The 16,331-nt window shown below is 49.0% G+C and carries 14 protein-coding genes; 6 read left to right on the plus strand and 8 right to left on the minus strand.

The window, feature by feature from the left end:
* Position 1 precedes the first annotated feature (1 nt).
* On the plus strand, positions 2 to 1,639 hold the full coding sequence (gene pgi / locus JYB87_RS13625) for a glucose-6-phosphate isomerase (protein ID WP_207354017.1): 1,638 nt from the start codon (positions 2 to 4) through the stop codon (positions 1,637 to 1,639).
* 187 nt (positions 1,640 to 1,826) lie between these two features.
* The gene (locus JYB87_RS13630) at positions 1,827 to 2,012 is read left to right on the plus strand and encodes a DUF3545 family protein (protein ID WP_207354018.1); all 186 of its coding nucleotides are present in this window, start codon (positions 1,827 to 1,829) and stop codon (positions 2,010 to 2,012) included.
* Positions 2,013 to 2,079: 67 nt separating this feature from the next.
* On the opposite strand, the gene ispH is transcribed toward JYB87_RS13630, so the two are convergent.
* The 6 genes from ispH to murJ are packed head-to-tail and all read right to left on the minus strand — an operon-like array spanning position 2,080 to position 9,385.
* Positions 2,080 to 3,039 carry a 4-hydroxy-3-methylbut-2-enyl diphosphate reductase gene (gene ispH / locus JYB87_RS13635; RefSeq protein WP_207354019.1) on the minus strand — a complete coding sequence of 320 codons (960 nt, stop codon included), beginning with the start codon at positions 3,037 to 3,039 and terminating at the stop codon, positions 2,080 to 2,082.
* 1 nt (position 3,040) lies between these two features.
* Complete coding sequence (gene fkpB / locus JYB87_RS13640) at positions 3,041 to 3,466, minus strand: FKBP-type peptidyl-prolyl cis-trans isomerase (protein ID WP_207354020.1); 426 nt, start codon at positions 3,464 to 3,466, stop codon at positions 3,041 to 3,043.
* On the minus strand, positions 3,459 to 3,965 hold the full coding sequence (gene lspA / locus JYB87_RS13645; protein WP_207354021.1) for a signal peptidase II: 507 nt from the start codon (positions 3,963 to 3,965) through the stop codon (positions 3,459 to 3,461). The genes fkpB and lspA overlap by 8 nt, the downstream gene beginning before the upstream one ends.
* Before the next feature lie 10 nt (positions 3,966 to 3,975).
* Positions 3,976 to 6,795: an isoleucine--tRNA ligase gene (ileS, locus tag JYB87_RS13650; protein ID WP_207354022.1), complete on the minus strand. Its 2,820-nt coding sequence runs from the start codon at positions 6,793 to 6,795 to the stop codon at positions 3,976 to 3,978.
* Between the two features lie 30 nt (positions 6,796 to 6,825).
* Complete coding sequence (gene ribF / locus JYB87_RS13655) at positions 6,826 to 7,761, minus strand: bifunctional riboflavin kinase/FAD synthetase (RefSeq protein WP_207354023.1); 936 nt, start codon at positions 7,759 to 7,761, stop codon at positions 6,826 to 6,828.
* A 58-nt stretch (positions 7,762 to 7,819) separates the two neighbouring features.
* Positions 7,820 to 9,385, minus strand: a complete 1,566-nt coding sequence (gene murJ / locus JYB87_RS13660; RefSeq protein WP_207354024.1) for a murein biosynthesis integral membrane protein MurJ — start codon at positions 9,383 to 9,385, stop codon at positions 7,820 to 7,822.
* Positions 9,386 to 9,639: 254 nt separating this feature from the next.
* Here murJ and rpsT point away from each other — a divergent pair, with 254 nt between their 5' ends.
* The gene (gene rpsT / locus JYB87_RS13665; RefSeq protein ID WP_207354025.1) at positions 9,640 to 9,906 is read left to right on the plus strand and encodes a 30S ribosomal protein S20; all 267 of its coding nucleotides are present in this window, start codon (positions 9,640 to 9,642) and stop codon (positions 9,904 to 9,906) included.
* A 71-nt stretch (positions 9,907 to 9,977) separates the two neighbouring features.
* On the opposite strand, the gene JYB87_RS13670 is transcribed toward rpsT, so the two are convergent.
* The gene (locus JYB87_RS13670) at positions 9,978 to 10,274 is read right to left on the minus strand and encodes an ArsR/SmtB family transcription factor (RefSeq protein ID WP_207354026.1); all 297 of its coding nucleotides are present in this window, start codon (positions 10,272 to 10,274) and stop codon (positions 9,978 to 9,980) included.
* A gap of 133 nt (positions 10,275 to 10,407) precedes the next feature.
* Here JYB87_RS13670 and JYB87_RS13675 point away from each other — a divergent pair, with 133 nt between their 5' ends.
* Complete coding sequence (locus JYB87_RS13675; protein WP_207354027.1) at positions 10,408 to 11,802, plus strand: M20/M25/M40 family metallo-hydrolase; 1,395 nt, start codon at positions 10,408 to 10,410, stop codon at positions 11,800 to 11,802.
* A 191-nt stretch (positions 11,803 to 11,993) separates the two neighbouring features.
* Positions 11,994 to 13,181 (plus strand): FUSC family protein, encoded by a 1,188-nt coding sequence (locus JYB87_RS13680; RefSeq protein ID WP_207356710.1) that lies wholly within the window; start codon positions 11,994 to 11,996, stop codon positions 13,179 to 13,181.
* An 89-nt stretch (positions 13,182 to 13,270) separates the two neighbouring features.
* Here JYB87_RS13680 and JYB87_RS13685 read toward each other — a convergent pair whose 3' ends face one another.
* Positions 13,271 to 13,846 (minus strand): thymidine kinase, encoded by a 576-nt coding sequence (locus JYB87_RS13685; RefSeq protein ID WP_207354028.1) that lies wholly within the window; start codon positions 13,844 to 13,846, stop codon positions 13,271 to 13,273.
* A 235-nt stretch (positions 13,847 to 14,081) separates the two neighbouring features.
* Between JYB87_RS13685 and JYB87_RS13690 the strand changes: the two genes are divergently transcribed.
* Positions 14,082 to 16,247, plus strand: a complete 2,166-nt coding sequence (locus JYB87_RS13690) for a M3 family metallopeptidase (protein WP_207354029.1) — start codon at positions 14,082 to 14,084, stop codon at positions 16,245 to 16,247.
* Positions 16,248 to 16,331: the final 84 nt, after the last annotated feature.

The raw sequence follows: 16,331 nt of genomic DNA on the forward strand, positions 1-16,331 counted from the left end.
GATGACTAAGCTGACACAATTTCCTGCATGGCAGGCGTTGTCACAGTTAAGTGGCAATCTGCCGCATATGCGTACCCTGTTCGCTGATAATCCAAAGCGTTTTGAACGGATGTCGTTAAAGCAATGCGGCCTGTTTTTAGACTATTCCAAAAACCGACTAACCGAAGAGGTTCAGCAACAGCTGTTGGCGTTGGCACAGGAAGCTGGATTAAAACAAAAAATCACTGCGATGTTTAGCGGTGACATAATCAACACCACCGAGAAGCGCGCGGTACTGCATACAGCATTGCGTGCAGCGGCCGATGCCGATATTCGAGTGGATGGCGTCAATGTGGTGCCTGAAGTACAAGCCACCCTCGCCAAGATGGAGCAATTTGTTGCTGATATCCATCAAGGCCGTTGGTTAGGTTATACAGGTAAAGCGATCACTGATGTCGTGTCCATCGGGATTGGCGGCTCATTCTTGGGACCAAAAATCGCCTCTGAAGCACTGCGCCCCTATTGGAACGGTGCGGTGAAATGCCATTACGTAGCCAACGTAGATGCCACTTCTATTGCCGAAAAGCTGAAGAAAGTAAATCCTGAAACCACCCTATTCCTGACTTCATCAAAATCCTTTGGTACTCAGGAAACCCTGACCAACACCTTAAGCGCTAAAGCGTGGTTCTTGGCCAATGGTGGGACTCAGCAAGATGTGGCGAAGCACTTTGCCGCCATCACCTCGAACGTGGCCAAAGCGACCGATTTCGGTATCGACGAAACCAACATCTTCCCAATGTGGGATTGGGTTGGTGGCCGTTACTCACTCTGGTCTGCGATTGGGTTGCCTATTGCGCTGCTGGTTGGCATGGATAACTTCCGCGAATTGCTGGCCGGTGCCCGTGAAATGGATCAGCATTTTGCTAGTGCGCCGTTTAAAGAAAACATGCCAGTGATCATGGGCATGCTGTCACTGTGGTACAACAACTTCTTCAACGCGCAATCTCATGTGGTGCTGACCTATGACCACTACTTGCGTGGTCTGCCCGCCTACTTCCAACAGCTTGATATGGAAAGTAACGGCAAGTCAGCCAAGATGGATGGCTCAGCGGTCGATTACAGCACCGGACCTGTGATTTGGGGTGGTGAAGGTACTAACGGGCAGCACGCTTATCATCAGTTGTTACACCAAGGTACTGCACTGATCCCTGCTGACTTCATCATGCCGCTGCAAAGCCATAATCCATTGGGTGAGCACCACATTCAGTTAGCTTCTAACTGCTTTGGTCAAACGCAGGCGCTAATGCAAGGTCGCACCTTTGATGAAGCTTTGGCAGAGCTGAAAGATAGCAAGCTGTCTGACGCGGAAAAAGTGGTGATTGCTAAGCACAAAGAGATGGTGGGCAATAAGCCAAGTAACACCATCTTGATGGACAAGCTGACACCTAAAACCTTGGGCGCGCTGATTGCATTGTATGAGCACCGTACCTTGGTACAAGGCACTATCTGGGATATCAACTCCTTCGACCAATGGGGTGTTGAGCTCGGTAAAACCTTGGGCAATGACGTGTTGGCTCGCTTAGCCGCCGAAGCTGATTGTGAAGCGCTGGATGCCTCCAGCAATGGTCTGATTAATACCTTTAGAAAGGGTCATATTTGATCGATTTCACAGAGTTGCGATAGTCAAAAGCCGACAGAAATGTCGGCTTTTTTGTATCTCTTTAGTGGTAAAGAAGATTTTCATTAAAACGAAATATGTCGTTAACAACAGCGAAACATTTATCTTGCACCCTGTTTAATATCTATGCTATTTAAAGCTAGAAAACATACAACAACAGGAGGTTGCCATGGATCGTTTAGGTTATGGTAGTGCGCTGGAAGAAAACACCGAAAGTGCTGGACGCTCTCGAGGCTCAAATAAAAAACGTAAATGGCGTGAAATTGAAGCTTTAAAAGAGAAACATCGTCTACTGAAAGAGTTGAGGGAAATCGACAGTAATTTTGACTTAGACTTGGATAGTCTGCTGATTTAACCTCCTGTAGAAAAGCCCCGAATTCCGGGGCTTTTTGTTATTAAATTCTACTGCGAAGAAACGGTGCTTAACGCAACTCAGCAGGCACAGCAAACACGGTATCTTCTTCTCTACCGGCCACTTCCGTCACCACGCCAGGCGCAATCCTCACAAGCGCATCAATCACCTGTTGCACTAACACTTCAGGCGCCGATGCCCCTGCAGTAACAGCCACCTTACTCACGCCTTCGAACCACTGACAATCGAGATCTTCAGCTGTATCAAGCAGATAAGCGCGAGTACCTGACTTTTCAGCCAACTCACGCAAACGATTGGAGTTAGAGCTATTCTTTGAACCCACCACAATCAGCATATCGACGTCAGACGCCAGCTTTCTCACCGCGTCTTGGCGGTTTTGAGTGGCGTAACAGATATCATCTTTACGCGGCCCTTCAACGCTTGGAAAACGGGCTTGCAACGCAGCAATGATATCTTGAGTGTCATCCACTGACAGCGTCGTTTGGGTAACGAAGCATAGATTGTCAGGGTTTTTCACCTGCATCTTAGCCACGTCTTCCACTGACTCCACCAAGTAAACACCACCTTCAGGGTTGTCGTACTGCCCCATAGTGCCTTCTACTTCTGGGTGACCTTCGTGACCAATCAAAATACATTCAATACCTTTGCGGCTGGCACGAGTTACCTGCAGGTGGACTTTAGTGACCAACGGGCAAGTCGCATCAAACACTTTCAAACCACGCGCTTTCGCTTGTTGGCGAACGGCCTGTGACACGCCATGGGCACTAAAGATGACGATGCTGTCGTCCGGTACTTCGTCTAGCTCATCTACAAACACCGCTCCGCGGTCTTTGAGGTTTTGCACCACATAGCGGTTATGCACCACTTCATGACGGACATAAATCGGCGGTTGGAACAGCTCCAGCGCACGCTCAACAATGCTAATCGCACGATCAACACCGGCACAAAAGCCACGTGGATTGGCCAATAAAATATTGAGTCCGCCTGCAGCAGGTTTCAATGCGGTCATTCTAGCGCTCCTCAATCACTTCGATTTGGAATGTCAGCGTCTGCCCTGCTAGTGGATGGTTCATATCCACGGTAACAGAATCACCAGCCACATCGCGCACAATACCAGGAATTTCGCTGCCACCAGGGCCAGCAAAGCCAACAATCACACCAGCTTCTAGCTTCATATCGGCAGGGAACTTACTACGGTCAAGGTAATAAATCGCATCGGGATTAGGTTCACCAAACGCATCGGCCGGGGCCAGCGTAAACTCGGTTTTATCACCCACAACCAAGCCCACCAGCGCACGTTCAAATGCAGGGCTTAAGCTGTTATCACCGATGTTCAAAATGGTCGGTTTGTTGCTACTGCGGGTATTTTCCGCCGTAGAGCCATCTGATAGCAAAATGACCATATGGCAAAGTAATGAACGAGTTTGCTCAGCCATTGGCTTTACCCTCTTGCTGCTTTTTGGTGAAAAAACCTTCAAAGATAATCAGCACCGCACCGACACAAATCGCCGAATCGGCAATATTAAACGCGGGATAGTGATAGCTTTGATAGTAGAAATGTAAAAAGTCCACCACGAAGCCATGCAACATACGATCGACCAAATTGCCGATAGCGCCGCCTATGACCAAGGTAAACGCCACAGCACTGAGCTTTTCAGTCCACGATTGACGGCGTAACCACACAGTTAAGACCACACTAAAACCGACGGCAACCAGTGCAAACAACCAACGCTGCCAGCCTCCTGCATCATGCAGGAAGCTAAACGCCGCACCGGTGTTTTGACGATAAGTCAGCGAGAAAAACGGCAGCAACTCGACTGATTCATTAAGTTTGAAATTAGCCAAAATCCATAGCTTAGACAGTTGGTCGGCCAACAACACCAAACCAACTATCCAATACCAACGCAGGCCACTTTGTTTCCAATCTGCGGGCATGTTGGTCACCTTATGCGAAACTGCGTTGTTCGCCATCACCTTCAATGTTGGTCACACAGCGACCACACAGATGAGGATGTTCGCTATTCACACCCACGTCTTCACGGTGATGCCAGCAGCGTTCACATTTCTCGGCTTCGGTTTTGACTAACTGCAATTTCAAGCCTTTGAGCTCAGTTTCACTGGCGGTTGCCGGTGCATCAGCCAGTGGCAACACAGTGGCTTTTGAGGTCAGCAAGACAAAACGCAATTCATCGCTCAGTTTGGCCAGTGATGCCGCTAATGCGTCATCGGCAAACAGGGTGATTTCAGCTTCTAATGCACCGCCAATCACTTTGTCACGACGACCTTGTTCCAGCACCTTGTTGACTTCGTCACGTACTGTCAGCAGTTGTTCCCAGTAGGCATCGCTTAAGTCATCGTCCAGCGTTACGCTGCGCAGACCGTCATACCACTCTTGCGTAAACACGTACTGAGCACGTTCGCCTGGCAGCAATTGCCAAATTTCATCCGCAGTAAAGCTGAGGATTGGCGCGATCCAACGTACCAACGCTTCAGAGATCAGATACAGCGCAGATTGGCAGCTACGACGTGCATGGCTATCGCCTTTAGCTGTGTATTGACGATCCTTGATGATATCCAGATAGAAACTACCCAATTCCACTGAGCAGAACTGCATCAGTTTTTGAGTCACTACGTGGAAGTTGTAATCGTTATAGGCTTGCAGCAAGTCTTGCTGTACTGCGTATGCACGACGCACCACCCAACGATCCAGCGCTACCATATCTTCGATAGCCACGGTGTCATTCGCTGGGTCAAATCCGCTTAAGTTCGCCAGCAGGAAGCGTGACGTATTACGGATACGACGATAGGCGTCGGCACTGCGTTTCAGAATTTCGTCAGAAACCGTCATCTCGCCGCTGTAGTCGGTTGATGCTACCCACAGACGCAAAATATCAGCACCCAGTTTGTTGGTCACTTGCTGTGGTGCAATCACGTTACCGAGTGACTTAGACATCTTGCGACCTTTAGCGTCAACGGTAAAACCGTGCGTCAGTACTTGACGGTAAGGTGCTTGATTGTGCATTGCGGTAGACAACATCAGTGACGACATAAACCAGCCACGGTGTTGGTCAGAGCCTTCCAAATACAGATCCGCACGCTTGCCTTGGAATTCAGGACGCGTTGCCACAACGGTAGAGAAGGTTGAACCTGAGTCATACCATACGTCCAATGTATCAGTGACTTTGCGATAGTTATCAGCATCATCGCCTAATACTTCTGACGGTTCGATATCCCACCACGCTTGAATACCTTCTTGCTCGATGCGATGCGCGATACGCTCCATCAACGCCACGCTGTCTGGGTGCAGTTCTTCAGTTTCCTTGTTCACAAACAAGGTGATAGGCACGCCCCAAGTACGTTGACGCGAAATACACCAATCAGGACGGTTCGCCACCATCTTTTCAATACGCGCTTCACCCCATTCAGGGATCCACTGGGTTTGTTCAATTTCTTTCAACGCTTGGCTACGCAGGCCTTTGTTATCCATCGAGATAAACCACTGCGGCGTTGCACGGAAAATGATCGGTGTTTTATGGCGCCAGCAATGTGGATAGCTGTGACGATACTGTTCAAAGTGCATCAGCGCGCCGTGCTGTTTCAGCACTTCAACGATTTCTGCGTTGGCTTTAAATACAAACTGACCCGCAAACAATGGCGTATCAGCTTTATAGACGCCGTTATCCCCCACAGGGTTAGCCACTTCGAGGCCATATTTGTTACCCACAACAAAGTCGTCTTGACCGTGACCAGGCGCAGTGTGCACCACACCAGTACCTGAATCGGTAGTCACGTGGTCACCGAGGATAACTGGCACAGAGAAATCGTAGAATGGGTGTTGGAATTGCATCAGCTCGAGGGTATCGCCTTTCGCGCGGCCCAGCACTTTAGCGTCAGTTGCGCCATAGCGCTTAACGCAGTCTTCCCACAAGGCTTCAGCCAATACCAAGTGTTTAACACCCGCTTCTAGTTGCAGCTCAACCAGTACGTAATCTAAGTCGCCACTCACGCACAGTGCGCGGTTTGCTGGTAAGGTCCATGGCGTGGTGGTCCAGATCACCATGGCGATATCACTCACATCCGCAATCCCAAACGCCGCCGCTACTTTGGCGCTATCGACTGCAACAAAGGCAACATCGATGGCTGGTGATGTTTTATCTTCATATTCCACTTCAGCTTCAGCCAAGGCAGAACCACAATCGGTACACCAGTGCACTGGCTTAACGCCTTTTTGCAGGTGGCCATTTTCAATCACTTTCGCCAATGAACGGATGATGTTCGCTTCGGTGGCAAAATTCATGGTCAGGTATGGATTGCTCCAATCACCTAACACACCTAAGCGGATAAAGTCGCTACGCTGACCATCAACTTGTTTAGCCGCGTATTTACGGCACTCTTCACGGAATTCTGCAGCAGAAATCTTCTGCCCCGGCTTACCCACTTTTTGCTCAACTTTGAGTTCGATAGGCAGACCGTGACAATCCCAACCCGGCACATAAGGCGCATCAAAACCTGACAAGGTTTTTGACTTAATAATAATGTCTTTAAGGATCTTGTTTACTGAGTGACCAATATGAATATCGCCGTTCGCATAAGGAGGGCCGTCATGCAGAATAAATAAGTCGCGGCCAGCACGGCTGTTGCGGATCTGCTGATACAGATTGTCGTTGTTCCAGCGATCTAGCATTTGTGGTTCCCGGTTTGCCAGGTCACCACGCATCGGAAACTCAGTTTCCGGCAAATTCAGAGTTGATTTATAGTCGCTCATCGATCCTTTACCATTTCGTTGACTGAAAAATCAGCCTGCATCTTTGCTGAGCAAGGCCTTTGCCTCGTCAACATCTTTGTTAATCTGTTGCTTTAACGCATCCAGAGACTGGAACGGCTTTTCATCGCGAATTTTCGCTACCAGTTCTACTGCTACTTTTTTACCGTACAGGTCGCCCTGAAAATCAAATAAGTTGACTTCAAGTTGGCAAATCTGCCCCTGCACTGTAGGGCGGTAGCCAATATTGGCCACCCCGTCATACACATCGCTATCGTCCCACCAAAGCCTCACGGCGAACACGCCTTTAATCGGCACAACTTTACGTTTTAACGCAATATTGGCGGTAGGAAAACCGATTGTGCGGCCAATTTTTTGGCCATGAGCAACGCGACCAGACATCACGTATGGATGCCCTAACAAACGTCTCGCTTGCTCCAAATTACCTGTTACCAGCGCCTGACGGATCATCGTGGAACTGACTCGCTGATCACCGACCAAAAAGCTTTGGGTGCTAACGACTGCAAAGCCATACTTTTCCCCGGCGGCACACAGCATCTCAAAGTTGCCGCGGCGCTTTTGCCCAAAGCAAAAGTCATCACCCACTACGAGATACTTCACCCCGAGCTTGTTCACCAGTAACTCTTCAATAAAAGCTTCTGGCTCCATGCTGGCAAAGTGACGGTTGAAATTGACACAAAGCAAGCGCTCTATGCCCAGTTCCTCTAACAGATGTAATTTATCTGCTAACAAGCTCAATCGAGCTGGCGCACTGTCACCACAAAACAACTCTTGAGGTTGCGGTTCAAAGGTCATCGCCACCGCGGGAAGCCCTAAATGCTTCGCGCGTTTAACGAGATTGCCCACCACTTCTGCGTGGCCGCGATGAACCCCATCAAAGTTGCCAATAGTCAGCACACAACCGTGATGTTTGGGCAGAATATTATGAATTCCGCGAATCAATTCCATACAACAAATGACCGCATCGGCGTAAATTGGCGGATTATATACCAGCTCATGATGATAATCAGCCCTTGACGACAGGTTTTGCCTGCCATGGTCGAATCCCAATCAATAGCAGCACTGCCAAATAAAGTGCAGCGCCTTCCGCGATCAGTAACAGCAGCTGTAACGCCCGTTGTGAAAATGTCCATGCAGTCCACTGTTGGATCTCGGGTGTTAGGTATAGCAGTAGCGCTACCATCAGCAGCGCCGCCAATATCACTTTAGCAATGAACACTAAGGTCGCGGCTCCCAATTGGTAAACCCGCTGCAGATGTAAACCCCGATACAGTAATGTCGCATTGAGGGCAGCCGACATCGAGGTGGCAATCGCCAAGCCGACATAACCAAACGGAAACGCCAGAATGATGTTGAACACCATATTACTCACCATGGCAATAATGCCGTACTTCACTGGGGTTTTGGTATCTTGGCGAGCGTAGTATCCGGGGGCGAGTACTTTAATCAGCATAAAGCTCAACAGCCCTGTGCCATAGGCGACGAGCGAAGCAGCCGCATTGGTAACATCGTCTACACCAAATTCACCGCGCATAAACAGCACTAATAACATTGGCTTGGCCAATACAATGAGTCCGGCCATCGCGGGTAACCCTAAAAGAATCACCGCCCGCAAGCCCCAGTCCATCGTCTGGCTAAACTCTTGGCTATCGGCGCTGACAAACCGTTTAGACAACGCTGGCAAAATCACGGTGGCAATCGCAATGCCAAACAGCCCCAGTGGAAATTCCAATAACCGATCTGAGTAATACAACCAGCTGATCGAGCCTGTTACCAAAAAACTGGCAATAAAGGTATCGAGCAACAGGTTGATTTGTGACACGCTAACACCAAACAAGGCAGGCAGCATTAGCTTACGAATCTTGGTGACACCCGCATCGTGCCATCCCCACTGCGGTCGCACCAACGCTTTTTCGCGCAGCAAGAATGGGATCTGAAATAGAAACTGAATCACCCCCCCCGCGAATACACCCCACGCTAAGCCAATTTCAGGTCGTTCGAGCTGCGGACTGAGGAAAATCGCCGCCGCAATAATGGCCACGTTCAGAAAGACCGGCGTAAAAGCAGATACGGCAAAGCGGCCGCGGGTATTAAGGATGGAACCGCTCAGGGCGGTAAAGGTGATAAACCATAAATAAGGAAAGGTAATCTTCAACATTAATGACGCCAGTTCAAACTTAGCGCCATCTGCTTCGCCATTCCACCACGCCACAAACCAGCCAGCACCAAATAAGGCGGTTAATACCGGCGACGCGACAATCCCAATTGCGGTAACGAGTGTAACCAGTAATCCAAGCGTCCCGGACACCTTCGCAATCAGGGTTCTAATTTCATCGTCGCTCTTGGTTTCTTGGTATTCGGTCAACACCGGCACAAAAGCTTGAGCAAATGCGCCTTCGGCAAACAGGCGGCGTAAAAAGTTAGGAATTTTGTTGGCAAAGAAAAACACATCGGCACTTACCCCTGCGCCCATCAGGTTCGCCACGACCACATCACGCACCAACCCAAGCACTCTTGACACCAACGTCATCGCACTGACGATGAGTCCTGAGCGAACCAATTTTCTACTCAATCCCTTCACCTTGAAAATGAACATCAATAAGGACAGCGTAAAATCTCAAAATTTCCTTTTTAGACTGTCACACGGATATTTTTGCTGTTAGAATGCGCCCCATCTTACACGAGTTGGGTTGAGGAACACCAAATCGCCTCGGAATTATTTGCCTTTATGGCGGATTTTCCACCGCTGTCGTTGACAACGCGGCGAAAAACGTGCATATTCCTCGGCCTTTAAAAGTTATCATTCCAGTTTTTAGGAGTTGCACCTTGGCTAACAGCAAGACTGCAAAGAAACGCGCACTTCAATCTGAAAAGCGCCGTCAACACAATGCGAGCCGTCGCTCAATGATGCGTACTTACGTTAAGAAAGTTATCGCTGCTATCAGAGCTGGTAACCACGCTGCTGCCGTTGAAGCTTTCAACGCTGCACAACCAATTCTTGACCGTATGGCAACCAAAGGCCTGATCCACAAGAACAAGGCTGCTCGTCATAAGGCTCGCTTGAACACTCGTATCAAAGCACTGGCTGCTTAATCTGATTCGAATGTCATTAAAAAAACCGGCTTAAGCCGGTTTTTTTATTGCTGCGATTTAATATTGCTCAATTAATGACAATACATGTTATCCAGCAAACGAATGATCTCGCGCACTTCATCACTTTTCAGTGAGTAATACACGGTTTGCGCTTCTTTACGGGTCGTCACTAAATTATCTTTGCGTAACCATGCCAAATGTTGTGACAACGCTGATTGGCTTAATCCCAGTTTTTTGTTCATTTCGCCAACGCACATCTCGCCTTCGTTCAGCAGATAGCACAAAATAAACAACCGTCTTTCATTGGCCAGCGCCTTCAGCAAAACCACTGCATGGTCTGCGCGCTGCTGCATTAACTCTATATTCATACGAGCCTACTCTCCTAAAATAAATTCCAACTCTAATATAGCGTCGGCTTACACATATAGACGCGACCTAAAGCACATTTTTTGGTACATTCTTTTCAAAAATGGGACACACGTATAAAAAACAAGGAATTCTATGAGAAAATCACTCCCTATTTTCATCACAAGCCTGTCATTAACGCTGTTTTCTAGTCTTACTACGGCAACAAGTTACGATTCAAATCAAAAGGTTGCGCTAGATCTCACCCAAAATGCTTTAAAATCAGACCTAGCCTACAAAATTACCGAATCTTTGACAGTTGAAGTAGGCCCGCGCCTTGCTGGCAGCCCACAAAATGCCGTTGCTGTTGATTGGGCGGAAGCCAAATTAAACGCACTTGGATTTGATAAAGTATATAAAGAACAGGTAGTTGTACCCGTGTGGCAGCGCGGTAGTGCCGCAGCAAAAGTCATTTCGCCCTATCCACAGAACCTGGTTGTCAGCGCCTTAGGTGGCAGTGTTGCCACCCCAAAAAATGGCCTAACTGGCAAGATTATACGATTTGAGTCGCTAGATGCCTTAAAACATGCATCTCATAAGGATGTTGAAGGCAAAATCGTTTTTATCGATAAAAAGACCGAACGTTTTAAAACTGGCGCAGGTTACGGCCAAAGTGTCGGTGGCCGTGTTAATGGCGCCATTGAAGCGGCTAAGCTTGGCGCTATTGCGATTGTGATTCGCTCAGTCGGTACCGATCATGACCGTATGGCGCACACCGGCATGATGCGTTATGACGATAGCATTAACAAAATTCCAGCGGCAGCGCTGAGTGCACCAGACGCTGACATGCTCGATGCCATGCTAACCCGCACCAATGAGGTCGAGCTGCAACTGACGATGACGCCACAGTCACTCGGCACCACCACCACTTACAATGTCATCGGTGAAGTTACAGGTGCAACTAAGCCCGATGAGATTGTGCTGCTCGGCGCACACTTAGACTCGTGGGACGAAGGCACAGGCGCAATTGATGATGCCTCTGGTGTTGCCATTGTGACCGCAGCAGCCAAGTTGATTAGCGAATTACCGCAACGCCCAGCGCGTACCATTCGCGTAGTTTTGTTTGCCGCGGAAGAGATCGGCATGCTCGGTGGTAAAGCCTATGTTGAACAACACAAAGACGAAATGGCACAGCATTATATTGCGGCAGAATCAGATTTTGGCGCTGACCGCATCTATCGTGCGGATTTGAAAGTAGCCGCAGGCGTCTTTAACGAGGCTCAGGCGTTGCTCGCTAGCCTGACAGCTTTTGGTGTTGAGCTAGGTGATAACAACGCCCGTGGTGGCTCTGAAGTATCGCTATTACCGGCTCAAGGAGTACCTGTTGCATCACTGCGACAAAATGGCCAAGACTATTTTGACTATCACCACACCCCGAACGACACTTTAGATAAAGTTGACCCAGAAGCCTTGGCACAGAACGTGGCCGTGTACGCACAGTTTGCTTATCTAATGGCGCAGTCAGAACTGCTGTTACGTCCACTCGAGTAATTGCGGTACTTCAGCTCACTGCCGATGCCTTTTTGACGCAGCGGCAGTGAGTTTCAGTGACCTCGTTCACAGTCCCTGCCGACAAGTTTAGTTCGCGTGTTTTAAGCCTCGGATTTGCCCTAATCGCACTACGCACCCCAGAATTTATCTGCGATAATTTACTTATCTTTCAAAAGTTTTTATTCGCGGGAATTTTAACCGTGTTCGAACAAGCCACTTGGCTATCTGCCTTTATTTATCGTTACGCTCGAATTGTCCACACCTTTAAAATTGCACTGGCGCTCGGTTTGATTGCCTTGGTCAACGGCTTTTGGCCAGTACCACACTTTATCTGGAGTATGGTCACCATAGTAATCATTATGATGGGGCTGCCACAGGTGGGCGGTGCCATCGAGAAATCGTTACAGCGTGCTGTCGGCACTATGCTTGGCGCCAGTTATGGCGTGCTACTGGTCATATTTATCGACCAATATTGGCAGCTAATGGGGTTGCTGATTTTCGGTGTTGCCGTAGTCTGCTACCTCAACGCTGGGCGCTACAGCTACGCCTACTTAGTGACAGGCTTCACCATGATTATCGTTATCGGTGATGCCAACCACGACACCTCTGAAGCACTTTGGCATACGGCTAACATTTTGATCGGCTGTGTGGTTGCGGTGTTAGTGTCCCTCTTCGTATTACCTATCAAGGCCAAGCAAGACTGGCGGGCGCAGATGGCCAAATCCTTTGAGATGATGGCTAAAGTGCTGGATGTTCACCTCAATCACACCGAAGACAGTAAAAAAGCGCGCAGCTACCTTGAAGCGGCAATGAAAGCTGTGCTGGCACAAAAAAAGTTGATGTTCTCACTCGAATGGGAAAGTCAGACGCTAAAAAAACATGCGCCGACTGTGACCGAATTAGCCGATGAACAGGTACGCGTTATCACCCTGCTTGAGTTATTACTGCAAAGTAACTTAACCGCAGATAAGCACAAAACACTGCCGCAAATTGAGCAGATAGCCAAAACCATGCAGCAGCATTTGCTGCAATTGGCCAGCTATCTTTCAGGTAAACATAGCGAACAACCACAACTCCCCACCGGCTTTAGCTATCAATTAGCCCAGCAATTGATAGCACTGCAACAGCATGATGTTGAAGGCGATAATGAAGCCGCGCAACAGGCATTTGCCTTAAACGGCTACAGCTGGCTGATCTACCAACTGGCATTGGCGCTCACGGGCGTTAACACTCAGTTAGATAAAATCGTCGCCGCTTATCGCCACAAGGCGCGTTTGCTGGAAACCTTAAAAGAGAACGTTGCCTTCGCACCAAAAAAGAAAACCGGCGCTAAACGCAACCACGAAAATCTCAGCAAAGAAAAGCGCAATAACGATTAACTCACCAAAAAATAATGGCTGTGTCGGCAGCCATTATCATTGGTTTATCACACTTAATTAGCGCGCGAGTTTGAGTGTAACACCGCTTATTACCACACCAATTCGCGAAAATGCTTGCGGCACACAGATTCATAACTCTCGTTGCCGCCAATCGCCACTTGTGCCCCTTCTTTCACCGGCCGGCCTTCGCTATCGCGACGAATGACCATATTGGCTTTGCGGCCACAGAAGCAGATGGTTTTCAATTCGACGAGCTTGTCGGCCCACGCCAACAGATACTGGCTGCCGGAAAACAACTCACCTTGAAAGTCAGTCCGCAGCCCATAACACAGCACTGGAATATCCAAGCAATCGACCACATAAGCCAGCTGCTTGACTTGGATTTGACTCAGAAACTGCGATTCGTCAACTAGTACACAGTGAATATGTTGGCGCTGATGTTCACTCGCAATCAGTTGCGATAAATCATCATCAGCGGCGAAGATGCTCGCATCGCATTCAATCCCGATGCGTGACGCCACCTTACCCTCACCGAAGCGATCATCAATGGCTGGGGTTAACACCAGCGTATGCATCCCACGCTCACGATAGTTATAGGAAGACTGCAACAGAGAAGTCGATTTACCGGCATTCATCGCCGAATAATAAAAATAAAGCTGAGCCAAACCCGGCGCTCCAGTTATTCGCAATGGCGGCAATATTACCCTGTTTTGGATGAAAAATCAGGGAATAAAATCGTGCTACAACCATCACCAATACTGAGTTTTTCGCAATTTGTTACATTTTCCTGACGTGCCAGTTCACAAATCTCCCCTGCTTAACCCTGTCATTCAGATTCGATTAACAAGCGCTTGTTAGCGTGCCCGCTTTATTCGCTGCTACACGAAGGAAAACAATAAAATGCGTAAAACGCTAATCGCTGTTGTATTAGGGCAAATTTTGCTTACTACCGGTTGTTCAAAATCTGAAGAAGCCACAAAAACTGACACCGCTGCGCCGACGGTGCAAACCCAAGCAGCGGCTGCTGTCACCCAACAAAATCCGCTGTTCAGCGCCAGCGCTCTACAGTATGAAGCACCCGATTTCAACGCCATTAAAATTGAGCATTTCCAACCTGCATTAGAAGCAGGCATCGCGGAGCAGATGCAAGAAGTGTTGGCCATTGCAGAACAGGCTGACGCCCCAACCTTCGCCAACACGATTGAAGCGCTTGAGCGCTCAGGTGCGCTGTTAAGCCGCGCATCATCTGTGTTCTATAACCTCAGCAGTTCAAACAGCAACGAAGAGATCCGAACAATTCAACGCGAAATGGCGCCTAAAATGGCTGCGCATACCGATAACATTAACCTGAACGCCAAGCTGTTTAGCCGCATCGACACGCTGTATCAACAGCGCGAGCAGTTAGGATTAGCCACCGAGCAGATCCGCCTGATTGAGGTGTATCATCAGCGCTTCGTGTTGGCTGGCGCGCGCTTAAGCGATGAGCAAAAAGTGCAAATTCGCGCATTGAACGAAGAAGAGTCAACCCTGACCAATGACTTCCAGCAGCGCTTGATGAAGCTGAGCAAAAGTGCCGCAGTACTAGTTGCAGATGTGGCCAAGCTTGACGGCTTGTCAGATACCGCTATCCGCAACGCGGCCAAAGATGCGGCAGATGCCGGTCATGAAGGCCAATACCTGCTTAATATTACCAATACCACCCGCCAGCCAGTGTTGGCTCAGTTGACTGACCGCGACTTACGTCAACAAGTGTGGCAAGCCTCATCAAGCCGCGGTTTAACTGGCGACAACGAGACCGCCTCGTTGGTAGCACGTTTAGCACAACTGCGCGCTCAAAAAGCACAACTGCTTGGCTTTGAAAACTGGGCGACCTATCGCTTAGCACCACAAATGGCCAAAACCCCAACCGCTGTGTTCGACATGTTTGGCTCTATGGTGCCAGCTGTAGTGAAAAACACTGAAAAAGAAGCTGCGGCCATTCAAGCCATGATCAAACAAACTGGCGCTGATTTTGAGCTGCAGCCTTGGGATTGGGCCTTCTATGCTGAAAAGGTGCGCAAAGCCCAATACGACCTCGATGAAAGCAGCCTCAAGCCGTATTTTGAATTTAACCGCGTATTACAAGATGGCGTATTCTTCACCCTTAACCAACTGTACGGAGTCACCTTCAAACCACGCCCAGATCTGCCGGTGTATCACCCAGACGTGAAAGCGTGGGAAGTGTTTGATGCCGATGGCAGCAGCATGGCGATCTTCTATGGCGACTACTACGCCCGTGAAGGCAAACGTGGTGGCGCTTGGATGAGTTCATTCGTGCGTCAAAGCGAGCTGCTCAACCAAAAGCCGGTGGTGGTGAATGTGATGAACATTCAAAAGGCGCCTGACGGCGAGCCGACGTTTGTGAGCTATGACCAAGTGACCACCATGTTCCATGAACTGGGCCATGGCACTCACGGTATGTTCTCAAAAGTGAAATACCCAAGCCTGTCAGGCACAGCGGTATCACGTGACTTTGTTGAATTTCCATCAACCTTTGAAGAAGATTGGGCCGGTCATCCTGATGTACTGGCAAACTATGCCAAGCACTATAAAACTGGCGAACCGCTGCCAGCAGACATGCTCGACAAACTGCTTCGCTCTCGCAGTTTCAACATGGGCTTTGACACCCTTGAATATATGTCAGCCGCGTTGCTGGATTTGGAATGGCATAGCTTAAGTGCCGATGCACCGTTGCAAGATGTTGCCAAATTTGAAGCTGCAGCCTTGGCGAAGCACGGAGTTAACCTGAGCGCCGTGCCACCACGTTATCGCTCAACTTACTTTTCTCATGCCTTCCCTGGTGGTTATAGCGCTAGCTACTACGCCTACATGTGGAGTGAAATCTTGGCAGCCGATGCCTTTGCCTACGTGCAAACGCAAGGCGGCTTGAAGCGCGAAATCGGCATGAAGTTCCGCCAAGCAATTCGTGAAGTGGGCAACAGTGTGCCACCAATGGAAGCGTATGAAAACTTCCGTGGCCAACAGCCAACCACAGATGGCTTACTAAAACGTCGCGGTTTGCTGTAAGTTTTCCGAGTGACACAAAGCAAAAAGCGCAGCCGTTGAGCTGCGCTTTTTCATTGTTTAATTTTTACCGCTCAGTTTTTACAG

The organism is Shewanella avicenniae (genome assembly GCF_017354945.1).
GTDB lineage: Bacteria > Pseudomonadota > Gammaproteobacteria > Enterobacterales > Shewanellaceae > Shewanella > Shewanella avicenniae.

Excerpts from the sequence above, each read along its gene's own strand:
- JYB87_RS13630 (WP_207354018.1), top strand. The coding sequence starts at position 1,827 with ATGGATCGTTTAGGTTATGGTAGTGCGCTGGAAGAAAACACCGAAAGT.
- JYB87_RS13670 (WP_207354026.1), bottom strand. The coding sequence starts at position 10,274 with ATGAATATAGAGTTAATGCAGCAGCGCGCAGACCATGCAGTGGTTTTG.
- fkpB (WP_207354020.1), bottom strand. The coding sequence starts at position 3,466 with ATGGCTGAGCAAACTCGTTCATTACTTTGCCATATGGTCATTTTGCTA.
- ribF (WP_207354023.1), bottom strand. The coding sequence starts at position 7,761 with ATGGAATTGATTCGCGGAATTCATAATATTCTGCCCAAACATCACGGT.
- pgi (WP_207354017.1), top strand. The coding sequence starts at position 2 with ATGACTAAGCTGACACAATTTCCTGCATGGCAGGCGTTGTCACAGTTA.
- ileS (WP_207354022.1), bottom strand. The coding sequence starts at position 6,795 with ATGAGCGACTATAAATCAACTCTGAATTTGCCGGAAACTGAGTTTCCG.
- JYB87_RS13690 (WP_207354029.1), top strand. The coding sequence starts at position 14,082 with ATGCGTAAAACGCTAATCGCTGTTGTATTAGGGCAAATTTTGCTTACT.
- JYB87_RS13675 (WP_207354027.1), top strand. The coding sequence starts at position 10,408 with ATGAGAAAATCACTCCCTATTTTCATCACAAGCCTGTCATTAACGCTG.
- lspA (WP_207354021.1), bottom strand. The coding sequence starts at position 3,965 with ATGCCCGCAGATTGGAAACAAAGTGGCCTGCGTTGGTATTGGATAGTT.
- ispH (WP_207354019.1), bottom strand. The coding sequence starts at position 3,039 with ATGACCGCATTGAAACCTGCTGCAGGCGGACTCAATATTTTATTGGCC.